Origin of the sequence: Maridesulfovibrio sp. FT414, assembly GCF_050916235.1 — a bacterium.
Taxonomy (GTDB): Bacteria; Desulfobacterota; Desulfovibrionia; order Desulfovibrionales; family Desulfovibrionaceae; genus Maridesulfovibrio.
Window position 1 is genome coordinate 4,038,199 of the sequence record NZ_CP104854.1, and the last position, 24,767, is coordinate 4,062,965.

At 46.7% G+C, this 24,767-nt stretch carries 22 protein-coding genes and 3 tRNA genes; 17 read left to right on the plus strand and 8 right to left on the minus strand.

The annotated features are described in order from the left end of the window. Nucleotides 1–33 precede the first annotated feature (33 nt). The 4 genes from secG (at nucleotide 34) to N7E73_RS17925 (ending at nucleotide 1,527) form a co-directional block, all read left to right on the plus strand. Nucleotides 34–372: a preprotein translocase subunit SecG gene (gene secG, locus N7E73_RS17910; protein WP_432736296.1), complete on the plus strand. Its 339-nt coding sequence runs from the start codon at nucleotides 34–36 to the stop codon at nucleotides 370–372. Between the two features lie 67 nt (nucleotides 373–439). Further along, nucleotides 440–526, plus strand: a tRNA-Leu gene (locus N7E73_RS17915). A gap of 132 nt (nucleotides 527–658) precedes the next feature. Next, a tRNA-Leu gene (locus N7E73_RS17920) sits at nucleotides 659–745 on the plus strand. A 695-nt stretch (nucleotides 746–1,440) separates the two neighbouring features. Beyond that, nucleotides 1,441–1,527: transfer RNA gene (locus N7E73_RS17925), tRNA-Leu, on the plus strand. A 139-nt stretch (nucleotides 1,528–1,666) separates the two neighbouring features. On the opposite strand, the gene N7E73_RS17930 is transcribed toward N7E73_RS17925, so the two are convergent. After that, nucleotides 1,667–2,359, minus strand: coding sequence for a DNA alkylation repair protein (locus N7E73_RS17930; RefSeq protein WP_432736297.1), 693 nt, complete (start codon nucleotides 2,357–2,359; stop codon nucleotides 1,667–1,669). 35 nt (nucleotides 2,360–2,394) lie between these two features. Beyond that, nucleotides 2,395–2,643 carry a potassium channel family protein gene (locus N7E73_RS17935; protein WP_432738886.1) on the minus strand — a complete coding sequence of 83 codons (249 nt, stop codon included), beginning with the start codon at nucleotides 2,641–2,643 and terminating at the stop codon, nucleotides 2,395–2,397. Between the two features lie 263 nt (nucleotides 2,644–2,906). On the opposite strand from N7E73_RS17935, the gene N7E73_RS17940 reads away from it, so the two are divergent. Then, complete coding sequence (locus N7E73_RS17940) at nucleotides 2,907–4,307, plus strand: glutamate decarboxylase (RefSeq protein ID WP_432736298.1); 1,401 nt, start codon at nucleotides 2,907–2,909, stop codon at nucleotides 4,305–4,307. An 88-nt stretch (nucleotides 4,308–4,395) separates the two neighbouring features. On the opposite strand, the gene N7E73_RS17945 is transcribed toward N7E73_RS17940, so the two are convergent. After that, on the minus strand, nucleotides 4,396–4,770 hold the full coding sequence (locus N7E73_RS17945) for a DsrE family protein (RefSeq protein WP_432736299.1): 375 nt from the start codon (nucleotides 4,768–4,770) through the stop codon (nucleotides 4,396–4,398). A 107-nt stretch (nucleotides 4,771–4,877) separates the two neighbouring features. Here N7E73_RS17945 and N7E73_RS17950 point away from each other — a divergent pair, with 107 nt between their 5' ends. Both N7E73_RS17950 and N7E73_RS17955 read left to right on the plus strand, forming a co-directional pair. After that, on the plus strand, nucleotides 4,878–5,075 hold the full coding sequence (locus N7E73_RS17950) for a hypothetical protein (RefSeq protein ID WP_432736300.1): 198 nt from the start codon (nucleotides 4,878–4,880) through the stop codon (nucleotides 5,073–5,075). Nucleotides 5,076–5,091: 16 nt separating this feature from the next. Next, the gene (locus N7E73_RS17955; RefSeq protein WP_432736301.1) at nucleotides 5,092–6,345 is read left to right on the plus strand and encodes a M20 metallopeptidase family protein; all 1,254 of its coding nucleotides are present in this window, start codon (nucleotides 5,092–5,094) and stop codon (nucleotides 6,343–6,345) included. Between the two features lie 289 nt (nucleotides 6,346–6,634). Here N7E73_RS17955 and N7E73_RS17960 read toward each other — a convergent pair whose 3' ends face one another. The 5 genes from N7E73_RS17960 to N7E73_RS17980 form a co-directional block, all read right to left on the minus strand. Next, nucleotides 6,635–8,722, minus strand: a complete 2,088-nt coding sequence (locus tag N7E73_RS17960) for a tetratricopeptide repeat protein (RefSeq protein WP_432736302.1) — start codon at nucleotides 8,720–8,722, stop codon at nucleotides 6,635–6,637. A gap of 654 nt (nucleotides 8,723–9,376) precedes the next feature. Continuing rightward, nucleotides 9,377–9,970 (minus strand): transaldolase family protein, encoded by a 594-nt coding sequence (locus N7E73_RS17965; RefSeq protein WP_432736303.1) that lies wholly within the window; start codon nucleotides 9,968–9,970, stop codon nucleotides 9,377–9,379. A 100-nt stretch (nucleotides 9,971–10,070) separates the two neighbouring features. After that, a complete protein-coding gene (locus N7E73_RS17970) occupies nucleotides 10,071–10,331 on the minus strand; it encodes a transcriptional regulator (RefSeq protein WP_432736304.1) in 261 nt (86 codons plus the stop codon). 52 nt (nucleotides 10,332–10,383) lie between these two features. After that, entirely contained in the window at nucleotides 10,384–10,899 is a 516-nt protein-coding gene (gene folK / locus N7E73_RS17975; protein ID WP_432738887.1) for a 2-amino-4-hydroxy-6-hydroxymethyldihydropteridine diphosphokinase, read from the minus strand. Beyond that, nucleotides 10,878–12,044 (minus strand): LL-diaminopimelate aminotransferase, encoded by a 1,167-nt coding sequence (locus tag N7E73_RS17980; RefSeq protein WP_432736305.1) that lies wholly within the window; start codon nucleotides 12,042–12,044, stop codon nucleotides 10,878–10,880. Before N7E73_RS17980 ends, folK begins: the two co-directional genes overlap by 22 nt. A 116-nt stretch (nucleotides 12,045–12,160) precedes the next feature. Here N7E73_RS17980 and xerD point away from each other — a divergent pair, with 116 nt between their 5' ends. From xerD to N7E73_RS18030, 10 genes are all read left to right on the plus strand, one after another. Then, entirely contained in the window at nucleotides 12,161–13,075 is a 915-nt protein-coding gene (gene xerD, locus N7E73_RS17985) for a site-specific tyrosine recombinase XerD (RefSeq protein WP_432736306.1), read from the plus strand. Between the two features lie 10 nt (nucleotides 13,076–13,085). Then, nucleotides 13,086–15,746, plus strand: a complete 2,661-nt coding sequence (locus N7E73_RS17990; RefSeq protein WP_432736307.1) for a CBS domain-containing protein — start codon at nucleotides 13,086–13,088, stop codon at nucleotides 15,744–15,746. Between the two features lie 332 nt (nucleotides 15,747–16,078). Then, on the plus strand, nucleotides 16,079–16,570 hold the full coding sequence (locus N7E73_RS17995; RefSeq protein WP_432736308.1) for an HIT family protein: 492 nt from the start codon (nucleotides 16,079–16,081) through the stop codon (nucleotides 16,568–16,570). A gap of 16 nt (nucleotides 16,571–16,586) precedes the next feature. After that, nucleotides 16,587–16,943: a LapA family protein gene (locus N7E73_RS18000; protein WP_432736309.1), complete on the plus strand. Its 357-nt coding sequence runs from the start codon at nucleotides 16,587–16,589 to the stop codon at nucleotides 16,941–16,943. A gap of 69 nt (nucleotides 16,944–17,012) precedes the next feature. After that, the gene (locus N7E73_RS18005) at nucleotides 17,013–18,113 is read left to right on the plus strand and encodes a tetratricopeptide repeat protein (RefSeq protein ID WP_432736310.1); all 1,101 of its coding nucleotides are present in this window, start codon (nucleotides 17,013–17,015) and stop codon (nucleotides 18,111–18,113) included. 15 nt (nucleotides 18,114–18,128) lie between these two features. Then, nucleotides 18,129–20,786 (plus strand): DNA mismatch repair protein MutS, encoded by a 2,658-nt coding sequence (gene mutS / locus N7E73_RS18010; RefSeq protein ID WP_432736311.1) that lies wholly within the window; start codon nucleotides 18,129–18,131, stop codon nucleotides 20,784–20,786. A 26-nt stretch (nucleotides 20,787–20,812) separates the two neighbouring features. Beyond that, nucleotides 20,813–21,238: a hypothetical protein gene (locus N7E73_RS18015; RefSeq protein ID WP_432736312.1), complete on the plus strand. Its 426-nt coding sequence runs from the start codon at nucleotides 20,813–20,815 to the stop codon at nucleotides 21,236–21,238. Between the two features lie 24 nt (nucleotides 21,239–21,262). Beyond that, nucleotides 21,263–22,501, plus strand: coding sequence for a diaminopimelate decarboxylase (gene lysA / locus N7E73_RS18020; protein ID WP_432736313.1), 1,239 nt, complete (start codon nucleotides 21,263–21,265; stop codon nucleotides 22,499–22,501). Nucleotides 22,502–22,659: 158 nt separating this feature from the next. After that, nucleotides 22,660–23,385, plus strand: a complete 726-nt coding sequence (locus tag N7E73_RS18025) for a 16S rRNA (uracil(1498)-N(3))-methyltransferase (protein ID WP_432736314.1) — start codon at nucleotides 22,660–22,662, stop codon at nucleotides 23,383–23,385. A gap of 105 nt (nucleotides 23,386–23,490) precedes the next feature. Beyond that, nucleotides 23,491–24,756, plus strand: coding sequence for a replication-associated recombination protein A (locus N7E73_RS18030; protein WP_432736315.1), 1,266 nt, complete (start codon nucleotides 23,491–23,493; stop codon nucleotides 24,754–24,756). Nucleotides 24,757–24,767: the final 11 nt, after the last annotated feature.

Consider the following 24,767-nt stretch of genomic DNA (forward strand, 5'->3'; position numbering starts at 1 on the left):
TTAATCCCGGTGAAAAAAAAAGGAAAAAAAGCTTTGCAAACGCTCGTAATTACTGTACACGTTATCGCCTGTGTCTTTCTAATCATCTTCGTTCTTCTTCAGAGCGGCAAAGAAGACATGGGGGTTATTTTCGGCGGAGGTAGCGGCTCTGTTTTCGGAAGCACCGGAGCCGGCGGAATGCTGGCCAAGATCACCGCGTTTCTCGCAGCGATCTTTCTGGTAACTTCTTTGAGCTACAACGTTCTTTCCGGCAACAGGATTTCTGATGAATCCGTGATGCTTAAGGGCGACACAATCATCACTCCCGAAGCTGAGAAGCCCGCGGTCACTTTTGAAGAGCCTGCAAAACCTGCAGCTCCTAAAGCTGAGTAGACCAAGCATCTAAGATAGCTTTAAAGACTTAGATACAAGTTCTTTAATATACAGCTCATATTTCAGAGCCGAGGTGGTGGAATTGGTAGACACGCTGTCTTGAGGGGGCAGTGGAAGAAATTCCGTGGGGGTTCGAATCCCCCCCTCGGCACCATCTGAATAGAAGGTGCTTCGAAAGAAAAACCTAAATATTATGAGCAATTATTTGCAGAAAAAGCTTGCAAATAAGTTCAAAGATAGTTACAAACTTCCTCGTTGAGACGTTCTTTGAACAAAACACCTCAGGGCCGAGGTGGTGGAATTGGTAGACACGCTGTCTTGAGGGGGCAGTGGAAGAAATTCCGTGGGGGTTCGAATCCCCCCCTCGGCACCACGCAACAGACGAAGGGCCGGAACGAAAGTTCCGGCCCTTTTTGCGTTTGTATGGCATTATGAGTTTTAGCATGATGTTTGTGGAGTAAGGCTGGTTGCAAGGTATTTCCGCAAACATGATGGCTTAAGCTGGAGTTGTTTTTGTGTGTCAGCCAGACTGTGTCTTTTGATTCGTCTGTAGCATTTCATTTGGTTGGTTATGAGACCTTCTCATCATTTTGTCTGGAATAGAATTTTAAACGTGTTGCCACTAGGTTGTTTAATGGAAAAGCTTGGTTACGTGAGCATATTGGCTGTCGATTTTGGGAATAGGATTTTAGGCCTGTTGTTGCAGGAAGGTTGTAAGAATGAATTGGAGTTGTGATGATAACTGTTTTTTGTAATTGTAATCTTTGTAATGAATTATAACGCCTGAAATGTGTCCAGAATCGTTTTTTCGCGGCTTTGTCTGGATGTCCCTTCGGGTGAAAGGAAAGTCTTTTCTGAGGCTAATCCGTGATGAATGTGCGTGGCGAGAGTTGAGTACACGTTTAATTAAGCAGCTGACAATTCTGGATTCCGCAAAGTCTTTCTTCTTGATTTAATTAGTCAAATTGCGAGAAAAAATATCAAATTATTATCAAAAACATCTTGCAAAGAGTTACAGATTTCCGTAAACACTTCTTCACCGAGACGTTCTTACACAGAACACCTCAAGCCGAGGTGGTGGAATTGGTAGACACGCTGTCTTGAGGGGGCAGTGGAAGAAATTCCGTGGGGGTTCGAATCCCCCCCTCGGCACCATGCAACAGAGAAAAGGCTGAAGCTTAAGTTTCAGCCTTTTTTTGTGACTGTTGTGTTGTTTTTATATATTTTACTCGACAATATTAGATAAGTGCTCATGCTATAAATTTATATATCCGGTAGGAACTGGGCAGATAGCCTATAAAAGTTTGTGCATGTTCTTGAGAGCTTCACGCTTGCTTAATCCGGATAATCGTTCCGAATTGTCTTCGACATATTTTTTTACCTCTGCCGGATAGGTCCAGGCATGGTCGCGTAAGGCCCAGCCGATCCCCTTGCGCAGGAAGAATTCTTTTGAATCTATACTTGGCTCAATACAATGTTTGAGAAAATCGAAATCGAGTTCATCTTTGAAACGTAATTGGCAGAGAATAGACGAGCGGCGTTTCCACATATCGTCGTCCTTAGACCAGTTCAGCATTTCTCTTCTCATCTGCTCAGGAGTGCTGCGCAGTATGTTTCCTAGTGGGCTTGCCATGTTGTCGCAATAATCCCACCATGCTCCTGTTACAATAATTTCTTCAAATAGCGGAAGGGCATTCCATGTATGGAATGCCTTACTCGGTTTCCAGTCAACTAGATCTATTGCGGCATATCTTTCTTCTCGGTATCGGGCATTGCGCCATAATTCAAGCGTTGCCTCACTCCATTTATCAAAATTCCAAGGTCCATTTTTTTTGAAAACAGTATGGCAGGACTTGCGTCTGATCGGAGTTTGGATGCCGTAGAATGGCATCTGTGATTTCATGTAGCGTTGCATATCTTCTGCTCGGCTTGGGTCGGCCAGTTGTTCGAGCTCTTCACGGATTGCAGTAAGCAGATTTGATGGCATGGTGCTTAATTCCATTATTTAATTTGTTGTTATAACTAGTTGAAACAGTAGTTACATTGATGAAGAGGACAATGATGCCCGATTCTCGAATTACGACTGTACAATGACTTATGCCGCTGTGCAACGAGCACTGCTGCAAGACCAAGCCCTGCAAATATCAGAATTATTGTAAAGATTCTTCCGAAGGGAGATAGATCGTGTTTCTCTCCTAATTCAATGATTGTTATGGTGGTGACCGTCATGCGGATGGCATCAAGTACCGACTGATTGTCTTCAAGAAACAGGTGGTCTCATGTTTCTCCTGCCAGATTGAACATAAAAGCAATAACTATTTGAATGTTATGCGAATATTTGGAGAAATTGTTGAAAATTACGTTGGTTGCAGTTTGATTTTTTGACCGTACAGGATAGCCCGTTTTAGAATTAGTGAGTTTTCTTATGGTAAACCAGTTGCGGCACATTTTCCAATATGTTTATATGTCAGGTGGTTATTTGGATTTTAGTTGAATTGTTGTCAAAGACGCACGCAAACACAGCGGGGTTGACCATGTTGCATCATATTAAGAAAAACAAAAAGGACATTGAGGACCGTCGGAACTACATAATGCCGGTATACGGATCACGAGATCTTGAGGATCCGATACCCAAATATTCATTGCCGGAAAACAGCATTGATCCTCGCCATGCCTATGCTTTAGTGAAGGATGAGCTTATGCTCGACGGTAACTCCCGGTTAAATCTGGCAACGTTCGTAACTACCTGGATGGAGGATGAGGCCCGCCAGTTGATGGCCGATACTTTCGACAAGAATATGATCGACAAGGACGAGTATCCACAGACTGCCGAGCTTGAGGATCGTTGTGTTCATATACTCTCCGACCTTTACAATGTTCCAGATGAAAACGGCGCTTGTGGATGTTCTACAACCGGATCCAGTGAAGCAGCCATGCTCTGTGGGATGGCCCTTAAGTGGAAGTGGCGCGAAAGGATGAAAGAAAAAGGGAAATCTACAGACAAGCCGAACATGATTATCAGTTCAAGTGTTCAGGTCTGCTGGGAAAAATTCTGCCGTTACTGGGAGGTAGAACCTCGGCTGATTCCTGTTTCAGATGGCAGATACAGCATGAAAACTGAAGACGTTATTGCTGCCTGTGACGAAAATACAATTGGGATTGTAGCAATTCTTGGAACTACTCATACCGGTGAATTTGAGCCGGTTAAAGAATACAATGATGCGCTTGAAAAATTCAATGCCGAAACCGGATTTGATATTCCTTTGCACGTTGATGCGGCCAGCGGTGGATTTATTGCCCCGTTCATAGCACCTGATCTTGAATGGGATTTCCGGTTGAAGTGGGTGAAATCAATAAACGTGTCTGGTCATAAGTTCGGGCTGGTATATCCCGGGGTCGGCTGGGCGATCTGGCGCAATGCGGTAGAGTTGCCTGAAGATCTTATTTTCAGGGTGAACTACTTGGGGGGAGAAATGCCCACTTTTGCCCTGAATTTTTCAAGGCCCGGAAATCAGGTTGTGGCCCAGTATTATAATTTTATCCGACTTGGGAGAGAAGGGTATACCCGTGTAATGCAGGCCTGTATGGATACGGCAAAATTTATTAAAGGTTCACTTGAAGAAACCGGTGTATTTGAGAGCCTTTTACCTGAGCTGAAAATGCCTTTGATCACCTTTCGCATTCGTCGAGATATTGAAACCGGTTTTGACGTTTTCGGAGTCTCGGAAATGTTGCGACATAGAGGGTGGCTCATTCCAGCTTATACTATGCCTGAAAACTGCGAGGATGATGCCGTCCTTCGAATTGTTGTTAAAGAAGGCATGAGTATGGATCTCGCCCATCTACTAATGGAAGATTTCAGGAGAATTATTGAAAAATTCAGTAAGAAACCGGAAAGAATTCAGAGCACCAAGAGGACTATGAAGCAGTGTTAGTGGGGTGTTAAGTTTTCAATTCTAATTTAGACATAGCGTTATCCAGAAAAGTATTAACCGACGACCCGTAAAGGGTCGCCGGTTTTTTTTATGGTTTTATGTATGCGCAGCCGGAAGCCTGCAGCTTGCATAGCTCTGCGACTCCTGCAGGGACAATTTCGCAGGCATCAAGCATATCCTGCTTTTTGTAGTTGAATTTATTCATGGAATTGTTGCAGAGACAAAATCTGACTCCTTTAGAGTTCAGTTCTTCAATCTGATGCATGTTGCCTTCCGCAAATTCTTTGCGGAAGAGGCGAACGGCATGACCATTTGCCACCATATGAATTTCAGAACCACTTGAATCGCCATCATTGAGGAGGTTAATCATATTTGCTAACCCCATTCTCAGTGTTTGGTCGTCATCCCAGTCGATATGGAAAACTACCTTATATGACATAACTCCAACCTTGTTACCGATCATGAAAAATGACCGGAAAATCTCATTTATTCGTAGACATCGCCAATTACAGCCAATACAATTTCTGTTAATCGAGACTATACATAAATTTGATAAAAAGGAGACTAAAAATGGCCGATATTAAAAAAAGTGTTGAATATATTTTTCATGGGCTTGATGCACTGGATGTACTGCTTTGCTCAAAGGAAGCTGAGAATCTCAATGTCAGGAATATTGTCGGTCTGCTTCACCCTATTCTTGAAGATGCCAAAAGAAGGGCGCACACGGAGTTTTCAGCCCGAGGATTGAATAAAGAGAATAAAGAATAACAGGATGTTAAGTTGAATGAATCTGAATGAAAAAGTCAAGGATGAACTTCCTCTGTTAGTTAGTCTGTACAAGCATTTGCATGCCAATCCGGAACTTTCCGGCAGGGAGAGGAATTCTGCCGCTATTATCGCAGAAAAGCTTGAAGAATGCGGACTTCAGGTCACCCGTAATTTCGGTGGTTATGGTGTTGTCGGTGAAATGGTTAACGGGACCGGGCCGACAATTATGGTCAGGGCAGATATGGACGCCCTGCCTATAACCGAGGAGTCCGGGCTGGATTACGCCAGCAGCGTAGTGACGGAAGATGCTGCAGGAAATAAAGTAGGTGTGATGCATGCCTGCGGCCATGATGTCCATATGGCCGCTCTTATCGGAAGTGCCAGAGTTATGTCCGCAATGAGAGGAAGCTGGCAAGGTCGGATCCTTTTTGTCGCTCAGCCTGCTGAAGAATCCATGTTCGGGGCAAGAGATATGATAAGGCAGGGGCTTTTTGAAAAGTTCGGTCGTCCTGATTTTTGTTTGGCGACGCACGTATTTCCAAAAATTGAGGCTGGCAGGATTGCCGTTCGTCCCGGGCCGATAATGGCCGGAACTTTTCAGCTCAAGTTAATTGTGCGTGGAGTAGGGGGGCATGGTGCCATACCACAGGAGAGTCGTGACCCGGTGGTGCTGGCTGCCCGGATAATTACATCATTGCAGACTATAGTCAGTCGGGAGTTCAGCCCCCTTGATCCGGCTGTGGTTACTGTCGGGTCCATACATGGCGGAACCAGATCCAACATTATTCCTGAAAAGGTTGAGCTGGAAGTCACCGCCAGATTTTTCAATGAAGACGGGCGCAATAGAATTCTGAAATCCATTGAGCGGATTTGCCGGTACGAGGCCCTTTCAATGGATATCCCTGAAGAACTGCTTCCGATAATTGAGCTGGACGAAGAAGGGGAGTTACCTGCAACTGTAAATGACAGCTTTCTTGCTGCAAAGGTCAGGGAGGCTGTATCTGAGCAGCTTGGCTCTGAATTTTGCCTTGAGGCCGAGATGGTTATGGGGAGCGAGGATTTTTCTCTTTTCAGGACTGCGCTTGCTGATGAAATTCCCTGCTGTCTCTTTTTTACCGGGGCTACCCAGACAGAGGAAATGGAGTTGTTTCAGCAGAAGGGTATCAACCCGCCCAGCCTGCATAACAGCAGATTCTGTCCTCCTCCGGAACAGACCATTTCGACAGCAGTAAGTGCGATGTGTGCGACAATTTTGAAGCTTATGTCCTGAAAAGAGCCCATATGTTGAGAAATGGTCTGTTCTATCCCAGAAGGAGTTGCCTGTTTAGGACGTTGAAGCTGAATCTGTTTGAGTCATCTGCTGGTGTTGGCAGAGACCATTTGGCCAACTTACAGTAATTATGTAGAAAGCCCTGCTGAATTTATCGGCAGGGCTTTTAAATATCATGTGAATCTGACTTCTCATGGCTGACTTCTGGAGTTAGGACTTGCCCTACGAAAAGGAGAATCAAAAGAGCTTCTTCAGATCACTGGAGGCGTCCTCACGGGAAAAGGTTAGGCTAAAAAGGAAAAGAAGTTTCCTTGCCGGTTACAGCCTGTGTCAGTTTTCCTTCAATGGCATTAAGCCGTGCTTCGGCTGCTTCTTTCTGAGCTTTGCGGTCAGCCCTTTTTATGACAGTTTTCAAAAACCGTTTAGCGGTTTCAAACTGCCCCTTATGCTCGTAAATCATGGAAGCGCGGTACATGGCGGTAACTGCCCATATGTTCTGTTCGGGAAATTCCCAGGCAAGCTCAAGGTAATGTTTCAGGGCTTTTTCCTTATCCCCCATGGCGTGTTCTCCTTCAGCTATCCAGAATAGGATTTCAGCTTTCAATTCATCATTCAATCCGTTTTTGTTTTCCCAGATTCTTTCAAGTATGGCTTGAGCTTTTTTCAAGTCTCCTTTCTGCTGAATCATGAGTGCCAATTTCAATTCTTTTTCTGGGGAAAGGGTTCCGCCTGAATCAAGAATTTCATTATACCCCTTAAGGGCCTTGGCATCTTCTCCTGCAGAAAGGTTGTACTCCACTGCTGCTGCAAGCCATTTTAGTCTAATTTTTGGGCCGAATTTATCCTGATTTACCCGTTTGAGGTAAAATGCTGAAAGGTTGAAATCGCGTTTTTGAGCCGCATTCTCTGCCAGATAAATGAAGCTGCGTGCTCCCAATTCAGAGCCTGGAAATAAAAATGCGCTACGGCGGGCTAAACTTTCGTCCATTTTAAGGTCAGCAGCCATATTTAATTCGGTGAAAAGGAGCAGCCTATCCAAGGGATAGACATTGATTTTCTGGTTCAGTTCAGTCGAGGAGAACGAGTGCCAGAAAGGCATTTTTGTGCTGGGGAAGTAGTCAACTCCAGCAGCTTCGCAGAGATTGGCAACTATAAAAAGATGATCGTTTTGACCCTGATCGCTGCTGTTCAGTACCTTTGCAAGCGGGGGCCTGAAGACAATTGCTGCAGCAATTCTCAAGCTCATTGGCAGCCTGTCATTGTCCAGTTTTTTCCATACCGATTCAGCCTCTTCCAGATTGCCGCTTAAAAGTGCAAAGGCAAAGCGATAATTCTGCAGGGCTCCGACAAGCTCAGTAGAAAGCAGCATAGACCCCGTTTCCCGATCAATAGTTTCAAGTGCTTCATTCGGTTCCATCTCAAGAAGCTTTTTGCGAAATGCGGACCAAGCAGGAGAGGGGGGAGCCACAAGCTGCCAAAGGGCAGGGCTGGCCGTGGCAGGATCAAGTACCCCTGCTTTGAAAAAAGCCTGGGCTCTGACAAGATTGCCGGACTCAAAATCAGTCATGTTTTCAGGAGAGGTTCCAGTTTCAAGGAATTTGTTTACAGATTGCCAGAAAGTTCCGACTGTAGAGTTGCTTAGGCCTTCTAAAGTTTCAGTGGATTTATCCCATTCGCCAAGGCTTGCAGAAGCCAGAGACTGAGCTATCAGTATCCGGTCATTTTCTGAAACTACGGTTGCATTGCCAATTTCCGGAAGCAAGCCGGAAGTTGCGTTCAGAACATTAAGTCCCGGCTTGCTGTTGATGACAAAATAAGCTGTAGGCCAGACTTTTTCAGCCTGATTGAAAGATTGCGAAAGCAGCATCTCACGGGCTTCACGTGATGATTCAGGGGTAACGAAGCTGCCCCAAAACAAGGCCCTCCAGACATCAAACCAGACACTTTTCAGGTAAGGCTCAGCTGTAAATCTCGCAACCATGGTCTCTGTATCCATGAGTCTTGCAGCCTGACTGAACCAGATTACTGCTTTTACGGGGTCACCAAGTGATCTTTGAGCCTGTCCGCCTAACCAAAGTCTACTTACTTCCTGCTTTTTATTTTCAAAAGAGGGTGTGCTTTGCAGAATTTCCAGGCACGAAGAGAATCGTCCGAGATTATAGGCCGTCTCTGCTCTTTTCAGGATAAGGTCGGGGGACCCGGCATCTGTTGAATAATTATTTTCAAGTATGTCCCAGGCGCCATATTTTTCAAGCCAGGTTTCAAAGGATTCCTGCTTGCTGGTAGAAGCGGCAAATATGTTTGTTGAGATAGAGGTGCTGAGAACTATTGCAGCCAGAAGAGACCGTATGGATATTTTTAAAAAGCGCGATTTCATATTGTCCTCTTAAATAGGATTGAAGTCGAGAAGTTGATTTTCTCAAGAGCAATAATGAAAAGACGAGCAAGAGGCAAATGTCGATACCTTGGGAAATGAAACCAGAAAAAATGATTTCTATTTTAAGCGAGATGTTCATGAAATTGTTGGTTTCAACCAGATTTAAAATATGGTTAATCTATAACATAATGAATTTTAATATTTAAAATAAAAGTAGATTATCGATTTATTTGGGGTGATTCAAGGCTGCACGAAGATAGTTAGAATTGATTTTGAGTAAAGTTTACATAATTTACATTATGAGACATATGTGTAATGCGCTGAAATAATGGTATTTTATGAAATTTATATTTTTACCTCGTTCCAAACTCATTGTATCAAATCTTAACGACAGCTTCTGGCTTGGTCTGTCCTGAATTTGCTTCTATGTTTTGGCGAAGTCGATTGGACTTCTTAAATAACCTTAATCCGTCTCTAAGTAACGTCGTCCAAATTTGTCTTCTAAGCGGTTTTTAGGAAATTTTGACATCATGGCCCGGAGAATTTATACGAGGTTTATAGCTAATCATTAAAGCACATAAAAAATCCCTGAACGCAAACCATACGTTCAGGGATTCAGATTCGTTCAGCTGGAACTGGCTTGATATAAGTCAGTTATCTGGCAGGATCAGTCATTTTTAGTAATTGCCTGTAGCTCAGTTCAAGTGCTCCGGACCCATGTCTGATGGCCATGTTCAATAAATCTTCATCTGAAATATTACCCGCAACAAGCTGGCAATTTGGAGAAATATCCCTCGTTAATTTCGCACATTTTTCCATGGTCATGCTGTCGAATTTGTCTCGCGTACGCAGTACCGGCGTTGAGAAAATTATGTACTGCGCACCTGATTTTGCGGCTAGAACCCCTTGGGCCAGCGTTTCAATTCCGTCAACGGCAACCATAATATCCCGTTCAGCCAGGTGTGAACAGGCTTTGAATCCTTCAAGATTTGCTTTAATTCTTATGACAATATTTGGCCCTGACTTCATCAGTTCCCTTGTGTCTTCAAGGATGTCCTCGGCTGATTCTCCCATTGCCCGGAGAAAAACCGGTCCGTGCATGCTCTGAATTATCGCAGACATGTCACTGTCAGGTGCAATGCACGGCTCTGCTTCCTTTTCGGAAACTAGATAAACGCCGTCAATGAGTCGGTAGTCGAGGGATTTTTTTACTTCAAATAATGAACATGATTTCAGATAAATTTTCATAGAGGACTCCCCTGCCCCTGTTTCTCAATTGGAAATGCCCTTTTGAATTCAACTCAAAAGGGCATTTCCATAAATTTTTCACGAACTCGTCGCTTCGGCGCTACTTCTCGCCTTCCAGACGTTTGATGTATTTATCCCGGCATTCGTAGGAACAGAAGCATTCAACCTTTTCGCCGTTACGAACTCTGATGTCTCCGTCTTTTCTGACATAAGTTCCGCAGATAGGATCTTTGACCATTTCACCGGCTTTAATTTCCTTTTCGCGCACTTTCTCGGCTTTCTCGTTCTTCTTCATCTGATCGCCGCTGAATAGCTTCCATAAAACAAAAGCGGCAATGGCGATAACTACAAATTTAATCATGATTTACCTCAAAACAGAACAGGCCGCACCTGTAGCAGATGCGGCCTGAGAATTAATCCTGATAGATTCGTTTACCGTCAATACGGTACGTAATCCTGTTGAGAGCTTCGACAACGGTTGTTCCATCTGGAAAAACCAATTCTGGATCTATTTCGGCCAGCGGATGGAGGACAAAAGCTCTATCCAGTGCCCGTGGATGGGGCACCGTCAGATACTCACCGCTGTTGATGACCCGGTCGCCAAAGAGGACAATGTCCAGATCGATCGTTCTCGGGCCGTTTACCTCTCCCCTTACCCGATCCATCTGCCCTTCCACTGCCTGGAGCGTTGAAAGGAAACCTTCGGCAGACCAAAGTTCAGGATCAACAGCAAAGCGTACAATCTGATTGCTGAACCACGGTTGGTCTTTTAGTCCCTGAGGTTCTGTCTCATAAGTTTCAGACCATACTTCAGGGTCAATTCCATCGTATTTTTCAAGTCTGGCCACGGCCTGGTTCAGATTATCTTCTGTGTCTCCGATATTTGAACCAAGACTGACGTAGACCTTTACAGTTTGGATATCCGTGATACTGCCTCCTTGAGTCTTTCGGTATCAACCGTCAGTGAAATTCTGAAGTACCCTTCTCCGGCAGCGCCGAAACCGTTGCCGGGGGTAACTACCACACCGGTTTCCCGCAGGAGCTTGGATACAAATTCGGAAGAAGTGTATCCTGTCGGAGTTTTTGCCCATACGAAAATGGACGCATCGGGCACCTTGCAGGAAATGTTGATCTTTTCAAGGGCTTCGATAACGCAGTCACGACGCTCTTTATAGATCTTGCGGAATTCCTTTACATAAGGTTCGCCCTCTTTAAGTGCAACAATTCCGGCTTCCTGTACAGCCTGAAAGATGCCGGAGTCGACATTTTCCTTAATTTTTCCAAGACCGGCCACCAGAGTGGGGTTACCGACAGCCATGCCGCAGCGCCATCCGGTCATGTTGTAGGTTTTGGACAGGGAGTGGAATTCGATCGCAACTTCTTTGGCACCGGGGGTTTCCAGAATGGAGATGGGTTTTTTGTTATCATCATAGTATACTTCAGTGTACGCGGCATCAGCGACGATGATGACATTGTGCTTGGTAGCTTTGGCGACCAGCTTTTCGTAAAATTCAGGAGTAGCAGTGGCAGAAGTAGGATTGTTGGGGTAGTTGACGAAGATAATTTTGGCTTTATCCCATTTAGTGTCATCAATCGCATCAAGGTCGGGCAGGAAGTCATTTTCTTCAAGCAGCGGCATGATTTCAACTACGGCGCCAGCGAAGCCGGAAGCCACTGGATATACCGGGTAGTTAGGAGATGCCACCAGAACGAGGTCGCCGGGGTTTACAAATGCGAGCGGAAAGTGAGCGATGCCTTCCTTTGAACCGATGAGGGATACAACTTCGGTCTTGGGGTCGAGGTCGACATTGAATCGCTGTTTGTACCAGTCTGCAACAGCCTGGCGGAAGGTCAGGAGTCCTACGTATGAAGGATACTGGTGGTTGACCGGATTCTGCGCTGCCTTGTAAAGGGCTTCGATGATGAAATCGGGAGTCGGAAGGTCAGGATCTCCGATGCCGAGGCTGATGATATCGACACCCTGGGCAGCAACTTCCTGCTTGAGCCTGTCAATTTCAGCGAAGAGATAAGGCGGGAGGGTGGCAAGCCTGTCGGCAAGTTTGAATTCTGGCATTTCGATATACTCCTTAGGAATTTAGGTTAAATTATTATCGATACTGTTTAATTGGGCTTGTTTGCTCTGTCAATCAGCTTGAGCAGATGCAGTCATCGGTGTAAAGAATAATCCATATGACTGAAAACGAGAACAAAACATCCGTAAAACACCAATGGATTGACCGCTATCTGGAGCACCTGCTCATAGAACGGGGGCTTTCCGAAAACAGTCTTGACGGGTATCTGAGTGATTTGGAGTCTTTTCAAGCCTTTCTGGAAGAAAGATCGGCTGGTATAGAGGACGCCACCGGTCAGACACTGCTGCTCTACCTCACGTACCTGAGGTCCAAAGCCTTGAAATCAACCTCACTTGCGAGACATCTTTCATCTTTGAGAGGATTTTTCGCATTCTGCACGTCGCGAGGCTTTATTAAAGATAACCCCGCAATTCTGCTGGAAAATCCGAAACTCCCCAGAAAAATACCTGAATTCCTTTCACCGGAAGAAGTTGGTCGCATGCTTGCCCTGCCCGTTCTGACCGAAAAACTCGGGTACAGGGACCGGACAATGTTGGAGCTGTTATATGCGGCCGGGATGAGGGTGTCGGAGCTGGTCGACCTTAAAATTGAGGATTTCGACCCGCAGACCGGTGTACTCATCATCTTCGGCAAAGGATCAAAAGAACGGCTGGTGCCGATTCACTATGTGGCGCAAAATTTCTTAAACCAATACATTAGAGATTGGCGTCCTGCCTTTAATCCCAAAGTCAAAAATGTTTTTCTCAACAGATCCGGCAAGGGATTGACCCGACAGGGGGTCTGGAAAATGATTAAGAAGTACGCTTTGGATGCTGGGATCAAACGGGCAATATCTCCGCACACTTTCAGGCATTCTTTTGCCACCCACTTGCTGGATGGCGGTGCGGACCTGCGTACAGTCCAGTTGCTTCTCGGTCATTCGGACATCAATGCTACTGAAATATACACACATATTCAAGCTGGAAGATTGGTCCAACTCCACAAACGCTTTCACCCACGTTCTGTAATGTGAGATTTTAAGAATGTCAAAAAATGATGAGCTGATTAAGGCGGAAACGATAATTACAGGGCATGTAAATGCCGATTTCGATTGTCTTGCCGCTATCGTAGCTGCCGGAAAGCTTTATCCGGACGCCACACTTATTTTTCCGGGCAGTCAGGAAAAAAATCTGCGCAATTTTTATATGGAAAGCGCAACATACTTCTTTAACTTCAAGCAGTTAAAGGAGATAGACAAGGATTCAGTCAAGCTGCTTGTGGTTGTAGACACTTCCAGAAAAAAAAGAATTCTTCATGTCCACCCTATTCTTGATAATCCCGGTCTGCGAATTCATGTTTATGATCACCACATGAAATCAGAATGTGACCTTGAGCCCGAGATTCTGATTAAGAAGCCATGGGGATCAAGCGTGGCCATCCTGTCCCACGAAATCCGTGACCGCGGAATAGAGATCAATCAGGAAGAAGCTACGATCATGGGGCTGGGGCTTTATGAGGACACCGGCTCTTTCGGGTTCAATTCAACCACCGAACATGATTTCGAAGCCGGAAAATGGTTGCTTAAAAACGGCATGGAGCTTGATGTCATAACCGATCTTTTGAACCGGGACCTCACTTCTCAACAGATAACTCTTCTTGGTCGTCTGCTCGAAGGGGCGACCAACTATACAATTAATGATTTGGATGTAGTCATCTCCGAGATCAGCACTCCGGATTATGTTGGAGATTTCTCTGTTCTGGTCCATAAATTTATGGATGTTGAAAATATAAAGGTTCTGTTTGCTCTGGCCCGCATGAATGACCGGATTCATCTTGTCGCACGCTCCCGGACCCCGGATATTGATGTCGGGGCAATATGTTCCAACTTCGGCGGTGGCGGGCACCTCTATGCTGCATCGGCCACCATCAAGGACAGGACTCTTGCCGAAGTAAGAGATGAGCTGTTCGCCCTGCTCTACTCCACGGTTTCTCCACAGTTGAGTGTGGAAACTATTATGTCCAGACAGCCGGTGACAATTCCGCGCAACATGACTATCCGGCAGGCTGTGGAACGCATGACCCAGTACAGTCTGAAAGGTGTCCCGGTCGTGGATTCCATGGAAAATATGCGGGTTGTGGGTATTCTGGAGCAGAAAACTGCCGACAAGGCCCTGTCGCATAACCTTGGCGATGTTGAAGTGGAAATCTACATGCAGCACCCGTTCTCTTCTATTAAAGTAGATTCCGGTTTGCATCGGGTCATGGAAATTATTCTGGGGCAGAAGCAGAGGCTGGTTCCTGTTGTCGAAAATGACCGCATAATCGCTGTGGTGACACGCACCGATCTAATCAACCTGTTGGTTAAGGACCCGGCACGTATTCCTGAATCCCTGTTTCCGGACAAGAAGCAGGAGCGTAACATCCGTAATATCATGCGCAACCGGCTGCCTCACAAATTGCTCAACATTCTAGAGACCGCCGGCGATATGGCCGCGGAACTCGGAACAGAAGCCTATGTTGTTGGCGGATTTGTGCGCGATGTTCTACTTACAAAAACAAACTATGATCTGGACTTGGTGGTAGAAGGAGACGGGATCGCCTTCGCCAAAAAGCTGGCCCAGAGAATGAATGGCAGAGCAAAGTATCATCGTAAATTCAAAACCGCAGTGGTAATCCTTCCTGATGGACAGCGTGTAGACGTTGCTACTGCACGGCTTGAATATTATGAGTATCCGGCCGCCCTGCCGACAGTTGAGCTTTCATCCATTAAAATGGATTTGTACCGCCGGGATTTCACCATCAACGCACTGGCGGTACACATAAATCCCTCCAGTTTCGGAAAACTCGTGGACTTTTTCGGTTCGCAACGAGATCTCAAGGACAGGACAATCCGTGTGCTGCATGCCCTTAGCTTCGTTGAAGACCCGACGCGAATAATGCGCGCAGTACGTTTTGAGCAGCGTTATGGATTCAGGATCGGAGGTCAGACCTTGAGCCTGATCAGGAATGCGTTGAAGCTTAATCTTATCAACAAGCTTTCCGGCTATAGGTTGATGCATGAATTCAAGCATATACTTAATGAAGATGCAGTTCAGTCCAGTATACAGCGTCTTAATGAGCTGGGTGTGCTGGAGGCCGTACATCCTCTTTTGGAGCTCAACGCTTCACGCATCCAGGTTCTTGGTGAGCTTGAGAAGGTGTTGAGCTGGTACAGCCTTCTTTATCTCGATCCGCCTATTGTGGTTTGGAAGGCATATTTTCTCGGGATATGCATGGGGATTTCCAAGGCGAAAATGGAGCAGATTTATGATCGCTTCAGCTTTTCTCCCAGTGAGCGGCGTGAGTTTGTCCATCTGCGGGATACGATTTTCTGGGCAGCTGGAAATATCATGAATATCAAGCAGGAACTTAAGCCCAGTGAGGTATATGACATACTTAATCCCGTGCCGCTTGAGGGCGTGCTTTTCATAATGGCAAGGGCTAAGCGTGAAATGATAAAGAAATATGTATCCCAGTATCTGACAAGTCTGCGTCTCAAGCAGGTAGATGTAACCGGTGAGGACATCAAACAGCTTGGACTGGAACCCGGTCCTCACTATTCGCATTTACTAAGTCGCGTAAAGCTTGCGGTTCTTGATGGAGACCTCAGAGGCCGTGATGAGCAGTTGGCTTTTTTGCGGAAAGAAATCGCGGCACTTTCATGAAAGGTGATTCACTAAAGATGTAACATATTATGAATGTTACTTTAGAAAAAGTATCAGGTACATAAAAAAACGGGGTTTTGCTTGCTCTTGGGCTGTAACCCGTGTAGAACATGCACACTTTTCAGTTAGTCTGGAATAATGCCCTCTAATGACGTTTTTTCGTAAAAAGAGGCATTTTCCATATTAGTTGTTGAAAATTAGCTGGTATTTAATTAGTGGGATTTAATATTGTTTGATAAAACACAGCAGCTTTATGCCTGTTGTTCAATATCAGGCCTAATAACCGGTGCTTTTGCCGGTTTAGTTAAGATACTGTAAAGGCTGATTTGTATATGGAAGTATTATGGGCACCATGGCGAATGGACTATATTCTTGGTCCAAAGCCTGATGAGTGTGTTTTCTGTATTCCTGAAAACACGGATGAAGACGTGGAAAGACTGGTTCTGCACAGGGCTGCACACTGCTTTGTGATTATGAATAAATTTCCATACAATAACTGTCATCTGATGGTTACGCCTTACAGGCATGTTAGCAAGCTTACTGATCTTGCAGAGGTGGAAGCTTCTGAGATCATGAAGTATATAACAATATGCTGCAATATTCTTGAAAAGGCATGTCATCCGCAAGGTATAAATGTCGGCTTGAATATAGGGGAAGCAGCAGGAGCTGGGATCGCCGCCCATCTTCACTTTCAACTCGTTCCGCGTTGGAACGGGGATGCATCGTTTATGGCGGTTTTCGGTGAAACCAACGTAATTCCCGATCACCTGTCCTCAACTTATAAAAGGCTCAAGCCGTTTTTTGACAGTATTGTCGCTGAGTAACACTAAGGAGGGTTTCATGCGTTACTTGAAGGTTTTGGCTCTGGTAATCCTGTTTTTCTTTTCAATGGTTTTCTTTGTTCAGAACACCCCTGAACTCGGAAAAACCGTTATTCTATCCATCGAACTTTTACAGTACAAGTTCACCAGCCAGGAACTGCCTTACTACCTGTTGATCCTGACTGCTTTTGCGGTCGGCGCTGTAATCACTCTGCTCTACTTCATGGGTGATAAAATCCGTCTGTCCGGTCAGCTCCGCGCATGCCGTACCAGAATGGCCAACCTTGAGCAGGAAGTAAACTCTCTTCGCAATATGCCTCTTGATGAAGGTAACTATCCCTCCGCAGCAGAAACTGCTGAAGAAAAAAGCGAATAGCAGGCTTAAGCTGAACATGAATATGGAGTATACGTGTCCATTTTAAGCGTATTTAAAAAGAAAAAGACGGTGTCCGATAATCGGGCACCGTCTTATTCTTCTGAGAATTCAAAAGGTCGCACCGGGCTGCCAGATACCCGTGCTGCCATTGATGAGCTTAGCAAGGTGGTCAAGGATATTCCCGAGGCCGTCGAGATTTATCTTGCGCTGGGTAACCTTTACCGCTCACAGGGTGAAATCGAGCGTGCCGCCCAGATCAGGAACAGTCTTATTCTGCGCCCCGGTCTTGCGCCTGAAACCAAAGCCCGCGCCCTTTATGAACTTGGTCGTGATTTCAGTCGCGGCGGTTTTCTGGACCGGGCGGTAAATGCATTTGACAAAGCCCGTGAAATTGTGGGGGATTCTCCTGAAATTCTGACTGAATTAGCTGAAATTGCAGCACGAAGCCGCGAATTTGAAAAGGCTGCATCTTTTTATTCCGACCTTGCCCAGCCTGTTCAGGAGGCTCATTATCTTGCCCGTCAGGCTGAAGATGAATTCAATGAAGGTGAAGACGCCAAGGCTCACCGTACTTTGGGCAAGGCATTAAAAATTTCTCCCAACTCCGCAGAGGCCTGGCTTCTGGTTCTGACCAGACTAAAAAAAGAAGGTTCTCTTGAGGAGTTCACCGCCCGTTTCAAGGAAGCCCTTGCGCAGGTTCCCATTAAATTGAGATTTGTTCTGATTGAAGGGCTTCTGGCTGATTCTCTTGTCTTCGGCGACACTCCGATACCAAAAATGGATGAAAGTCAGGATCGCAGCTTTCCCTTTTATAAAGTGATGGTTGAAGAAATTGAAAGATCAGATTCCGACGTGATCATGCACTATTACGGAGCAAGGCTGCTGCAGCTTTGCGGTCGCGAAGAGGAGGCCGGAGTCTGGCTGGAGAAGACTCTGATGCTGAATCAGAATTTCTGGCTGGCTAGGCTGGAGCTGTTCAGAATAGCCCAGACCAAGCAGCAGTTGACCCCGTCTTTTAAGAATCAACTTGAATTTTTTGTTAATATTGCCAGAAAAGTACAGAGATTTACCTGTTCAAGTTGCGGTATCAAGCGCGATAGAATATTTTTCATTTGTCCGAGATGCCGCAGTTGGCACTCCATCACGTTCCGTAAAGAACTGAACCAGTAAGCCCCATATATTATTGTGAGCACACAAAAACTCACCCCCATGTTTCAGCAGTACCTTGAAATCAAGGAAGAGCATCCTGATTCCCTGCTTTTTTTTCGCATGGGGGACTTCTATGAATTGTTTTTCGAGGATGCCGAAGTAGCGGCCCGGGAACTTCAGATCACCCTGACCTGCCGTAATCCCAATTCCGAATCCAAGATACCCATGTGCGGTGTCCCGCATCATGCTGCGCGGGCTTATATCTCTCAGCTGGTTGAAAAGGGTTTCACAGTTACCATCTGTGACCAGATTGAGGATCCAAAACAGGCGAAAGGGCTCGTAAAAAGAGCGGTAACCTATGTTTATACGCCTGGAACCGTTATTGAAGACGACACCCTTAGCGCCAAGTCCAACAATTTTCTCTCCGCCCTGCTCTGGGATGAATCCAAATCCTCCGGCGGATTGGCCTGGATGGATTTTTCAACCGGTCAGTGGAGCGGACTTCAAAGCAAGAACGAAACCGAGCTCTGGCAATGGGCCCTTAAAGTCAATCCCCGCGAAATGATTCTTCCGCAGGGTAAAGGTATTCCTCCGCAGTACTGCGACATTGATGCCCGCATCACCCCTGCCCCTTCTGCCGGATATTTCAACCTGAAGTCCGCACAGGACAGAATCCTCGAAGTACAGAAAGTGGCCGACCTCGCATCTCTTGACCTTGAGGATAAGCCGCAACTGACTCAGGCCTGTGGAGCCCTTCTCGCTTATCTTCGGCAGACACAGATGCAGGAATTTACCCATCTTGGCGAATTCAATGTGCTTAACCTTTCGAAATTCATGATTCTCGATGAGGTTACCGAGCGCAACCTTGAACTTTTCAAGCGTCTTGATGGTCGAAAAGGACGCGGAACTCTGCTGGCTGTACTCGATAAGACAATCACCCCCATGGGCGGACGCCTTCTGGCCGAACGCCTGAAGCAGCCGTGGAGAGATCTCGTTCCCATTGAACAGAATCAGCGCGCTGTTTCATTCTTTTTTGAGGACGATTCTCTTAGAGCCCGTGTGCGGGAACTTTTGGCAACTGTTTACGATCTTGAACGTCTTTCCACTCGTGTTGTGCTCGGACGGGCAACCCCCAAGGACTTCATCGGGCTTCGTCAAAGCCTTAAGACACTGCCTCCAATTCAGGAGTTTCTGATTACCGCAACCCGTACATGCGAGGAAGACGGTCGGGCTATGGCTCCAAAGCTGCGTACAATTGTCTCGCAGTGGGACAATATGAGGGATGTTGAAGACCTGCTTGAGAAATCCCTTGTAGATAGTCCACCGCCGGTAATCACTGAAGGCGGACTGTTCAAGACCGGATTCAATTCCGAACTCGATGAGCTTATCCAGTTGACCGAGCACGGTGAATCCACCCTTTCAGACCTGCTTGAGCATGAGAAACAGGTTAATGATCTGCCAAAACTCAAGCTGGGTTACAACAAGGTTTTCGGTTATTATTTTGAGCTTTCCAAGGCCTTTAAGGGACAGGTACCTGATTATTTCGAACGTCGTCAGACTCTTGTAAACAGTGAACGGTACATTACTCCGCAGTTGAAGGAACTTGAGGAAAAACTTCTTTCCGCCTCTGAAAAGCGCAAGACTTTGGAATACAACATGTTCCAGAAAATTCGTGAAGAGGTCGCGGGCAACCGCAGCAGATTTATGTTCATGGCCGATGCGGTCGCCGGAATTGATTTCTGGCAGGGTCTGGCCGAAGCCGCCAGAGTGAACCGCTGGGTCTGCCCGGAAGTTCATGCCGGAATGGAAGTCATTATTGAAGAGGGACGTCATCCGGTCGTTGAAGCTGTTCAGGGATCGGCCAACTATATTCCTAATTCACTGACCATTGATGAAAAAAGACGGATTTTGCTCATTACCGGCCCCAACATGGCAGGTAAATCAACCGTTCTGCGGCAGGTGGCCCTTATGGGCATTATGGCGCAGATCGGGTCATACATTCCAGCCGGTAAGGGCCGGATAGGACTCATGGACCGCGTCTTTTCAAGGGTCGGAGCTTCGGACAATCTGGCGCAGGGACAGTCCACTTTCATGGTTGAGATGATGGAGACAGCGCGCATCCTGCGGCAGGCTTCCATGCGCAGTCTCGTAATCCTTGATGAAATCGGTCGTGGGACTAGCACTTTTGACGGTCTTGCCCTTGCATGGGCCGTCGTTGAAGAACTCTCCCGCCGGGCCAAGGGCGGTATCAGGACACTTTTCGCCACCCATTATCACGAACTGACTTCCCTTGAAGGTGTTATCGAGGGACTGCGCAATTTCAATATTGCTGTTCGGGAATGGAAAGGTGACATTCTTTTCCTGCGACGGCTGGTTCCCGGCCCGGCTGACAAGAGTTACGGTATTGAAGTAGCCAGGCTTGCCGGGGTGCCCAAACCTGTAGTAGTCAGGGCAAGGGAGATTCTTGCTGAGCTGGAGGAAAAGTCCAGAACCAGCGGAGAACATGCACCGCGCACAACTGCTGTGCAGTCCATCCTGCCCGGTATGCTCTGCTCCGGCAGCAGCAATAAGGAAGCTCCGCCTGAAGATCATGCGATTGTAAAGGAATTGCGCAATCTTGACGTGAACGGACTTTCGCCTATAGAAGCCCTTACTCTGCTTAATCAGTGGAAAAAATCACTGGGAGACAATTGATGAAATTTCAGTTTTTAGGAAAAAGAATGCTGTTGGCTGTCCTTGCGGTATTTATTCTTGCCGGATCAGGCTGCGGTGTTTCGGAATGGCCTTCGCCACAGAAAAGTGATGACCTGTTCACTTTCACTTCAGTCGAGGGGCGCAGGGTCGGAGAATGCTTAAAAGTGGTAGTAAAGGTTGACGGCGCATATAAAAATGTAGACAATTTGAGCCTTCAATTCCAAGCCGACGGTTCCGGTCCCGGAGAAGGCTGTCCCACCTGTCCTTTCTTCCCGGCAATCAGAAAAGAATTTGTTCCCGGTTCCGAAGGTATTCAATCTGACGGCCCCACTTTCGTATTCAGCGAATGTGGACTTGATCCCTCAAAAAGCTATCGTTGGAGAGTTGTAGCACGCAACGTCTACGACACACTCGGAGTAGTCATCTCCGACGTGTACACAGCTGCACCCTAATCCCAAATATGGAGCCTTTCCGCAATGCATCATTTTGAATTCAAAGATAATGTTCTTCACGCTGAAAACATCAGCATTCCTGAACTTGCCAATGAGTATGGCACTCCCCTTTATGTCTACTCCGCCGCTACCCTGCGTAGACATTTTGAGGCCTTTGATTCCGCGTTTACCGGTCTGGATCACATGACCTGTTACTCGGTAAAGGCAAACTCCAACCTGAGCGTTCTCAAGCTGCTTGCAGAACAGGGCGCGGGTATGGACATTGTTTCCGGCGGTGAGCTTTTCCGCGCCCTTAAGGCCGGTGTTCCCTCCAGCAAGATCGTGTATTCCGGTGTGGGCAAAAAAGCTTATGAGATTGCAGAAGCCCTCAAGGCCGATATTCTCATGTTCAACGTCGAATCCGTATCTGAAATGCACAAGATCAACGAAGTTGCTGCGTCCATGAACAAGACTGCACGCATCAGCTTCCGCATCAACCCGGATGTTGATCCCAAAACCCATCCGTATATTTCTACCGGGATGAAGAAAAACAAGTTCGGCCTTGATATGGAAACCGCAAAGGAAGCTTACAAGACAGCCAAAGAGCTTTCCAATATCAACCCTGTAGGCATGGACTGCCACATAGGTTCACAGCTGACCACTATTGAGCCTTTCCTTGAAGCCCTCGACAAGCTGCTTGCATTCAGGGACGAACTTCATGAAATGGGTGTCGAGATTGAGCACCTTGACCTTGGCGGCGGTCTGGGCATCACCTACGATGCTGAGACTCCTCCTCATCCCAAAGAGTTCGGTGAAGCTCTCAGCAAGGCTCTCGCCGGAAAAAAACTTAAAGTGATCCTTGAACCGGGCCGTGTTATCGCAGGTAATGCAGGCATTCTCGTTGCCGAAGTCATCTACACCAAGAAGACTCCCACAAAGGATTTCCTTATTGTGGATGCAGCAATGAACGATCTGGTACGCCCTTCCCTGTACCAGTCTCACCATACCATTGATGAAGTTGTTAAGAACGCCCGTCCGGAAGTGGATTACGATGTTGTAGGGCCCATCTGCGAGTCCGGAGACTTTCTTGCCAAGGACCGCAAACTTCCTGAGATGAAGCAGGGTGAGCTGTTGGCAGTTTATTCTGCCGGTGCGTACGGTTTCTCCATGTCTTCCAACTACAACTCACGCCTGAGAGCTGCCGAGATTATTGTAGATGGAGACGAGGTCATCGTAGCCCGCAGAAGGGAAACCTACGAAGATCTGCTCAATCTTGAAGCTTAATCCGTATGAAACCGCGAACAGGGAGTCCGTGAGGGCTTCTCTGTTCGCGGATGCTTCAGGCTGACCCGGTAGGCACGCCTTGATGAAATCTTCTGGCCAAACCCGTCTGGATTCCCCGCTTGGGGATTTTGTTTTTTAAGGAGCTGAGGGCTGAATTCATGTCCCGACTTAATTCATTTTATCTTGCACCGGAAAACTGGAAGGAACCCTTCATTCTTGAGGGTGGAGAAGCCAGGCACATGTCCAAGGTCCTGCGGACCCGTCAGGGCGATAAAGTCCGTCTTTTTGATGGGTGCGGACGCGAAGGATTTTTTATTGTCTCGGAAATTTCGAAATCAAATGCCGTTCTGGATCAGATTGAAGAAGACAGTTGTACCGACACCAGAGGTTTGACTCTGGCTATTGGTTGGAATAAGTCATCAAGACGCGGGTGGATACTTGAAAAAGCTGTTGAATTGGAAGCAAAGGGACTTATATTCTTTCAAAGTGAATTCAGCCAGGGCAAGGTTCCTGTTGAAAACAAGGATACATGGCTAGAAAAATTGGTTGCGGCAGCCAAGCAGTGCGGTAATCCGTGGCTACCGGATGTACAGACCGTGCCCGGATCCGTGGCTACACTGATAGAAGCCTGTTCCGGATACGACAACAAACTTTTTTTGTGGGAAAAAGCCGATTCCAGCGATTTTCCTGATTTTTCCGATATTGGAAGGGAATCAACCATTGCCGTGATCGGTCCTGAGGGCGGCTTCAGTCAGCGTGAAGCTGAATTGCTTCTGGATAACGGATTCAAGCCTTGTAGTCTTGGTAAGTCCATCCTTCGCTGGGAGACTGCCGCCCTGCTCTGCATGGGTGCGGCATATCTGGAAAGACAGAAGAACGGTTAAGACTGATAATTGAGAAGTTAAAAGGTCTTTGCTGGCAGAATTCATTATCATACAGTGTCTGACTGCCCGAGATGAATGTTATCAATAACCGGCGGAGGCTTTCAAATGAAATTAGAATTGACTGACAACCAGCCTCTGGCTGATCGCATACGCCCCAATAACATAGACGAGTTTGTGGGGCAGAATCATATCCGTGAGCGAATTGAAGCTTTTGAGCGTTCCAAACGGTTGCCTAGTCTGTTACTTTTCGGGCCTCCTGGTTGTGGTAAATCAACTCTTGCCCTTCTGCTGGCCAGATCAACGGGGCGTCATTTCGTGCGAATCAGTGCTCCGGAGGCCGGGATTGCCTCGCTTCGTAAACAGCTTGCCGGAATGGATATTCTCATTCTCGATGAGCTGCACAGATTTTCCAAAGCGCAGCAGGATTTTTTTCTGCCAATATTGGAATCCGGCGAAATCACCCTGCTCGCAACCACTACCGAAAACCCTTCCTTCAGTGTGACCCGTCAGTTATTGTCGCGGTTGCATGTTCTACGGCTCCGTCCGTTAACAAAAGTTGACCTGATCGCAATATGCAAACGGGCCTGTGAGGAGCTTGACCTTTCACTTAGTGCTGACAGCCTGAATCTTATTTCTTCTCTGTCCGGTGGTGATGGGCGTACCCTGCTGAACCTTCTGGAATACACCTCACACCTTCCTGAAGAAAAGCGTGAGGTTGAAAGACTCCGTTCCATCCTCCCCGATACGGTTATCCGGGGAGACAGGGACGGAGATTCCCATTACGAGTTAGCTTCCGCCCTGATCAAATCCATTCGCGGCAGTGATCCGGATGCTGCGCTTTATTACCTTGGGTGTTTGATTGAGAGCGGTGAAGATCCGAAATTTATCACCCGCAGACTGATTATTTCCGCTGGTGAGGATGTTGGACTGGCTGACCCTTATGCCATGACCCTTGCGGTTTCCTGCCAGCAGGCAGTTGAGTTCATAGGTATGCCTGAGGGATTTATCCCAATGTCGGAGACCGTAGTTTATCTCGCTCTCGCCCCAAAGAGTAACAGTACTTATGCCGCCTATCACACGGTGAAGCAGGAAATTCGCCAGAATGGAATGCTTCCAGTCCCACTGCATCTTCGTAATGCGACAACCAGCTTGCAAAAGGAATGGGGTTATGGCCGCAATTACAAATATCCTCATTCTTTTCCAAAGGGGTATGTGGAGCAGGACTATCTACCTCCTGAAATTTCTGATCGCACTTTTTATGTTCCTAAAGAGCAGGGAGAAGAGCCGCGTCTAAATTCCTGGCTGCATGGACAGCGGCGTTCGATACGGCAACGTAGCGAGGTTCCTCCTCCTTCGGGCAGGAAGAAGTAAAGATCTTTCAT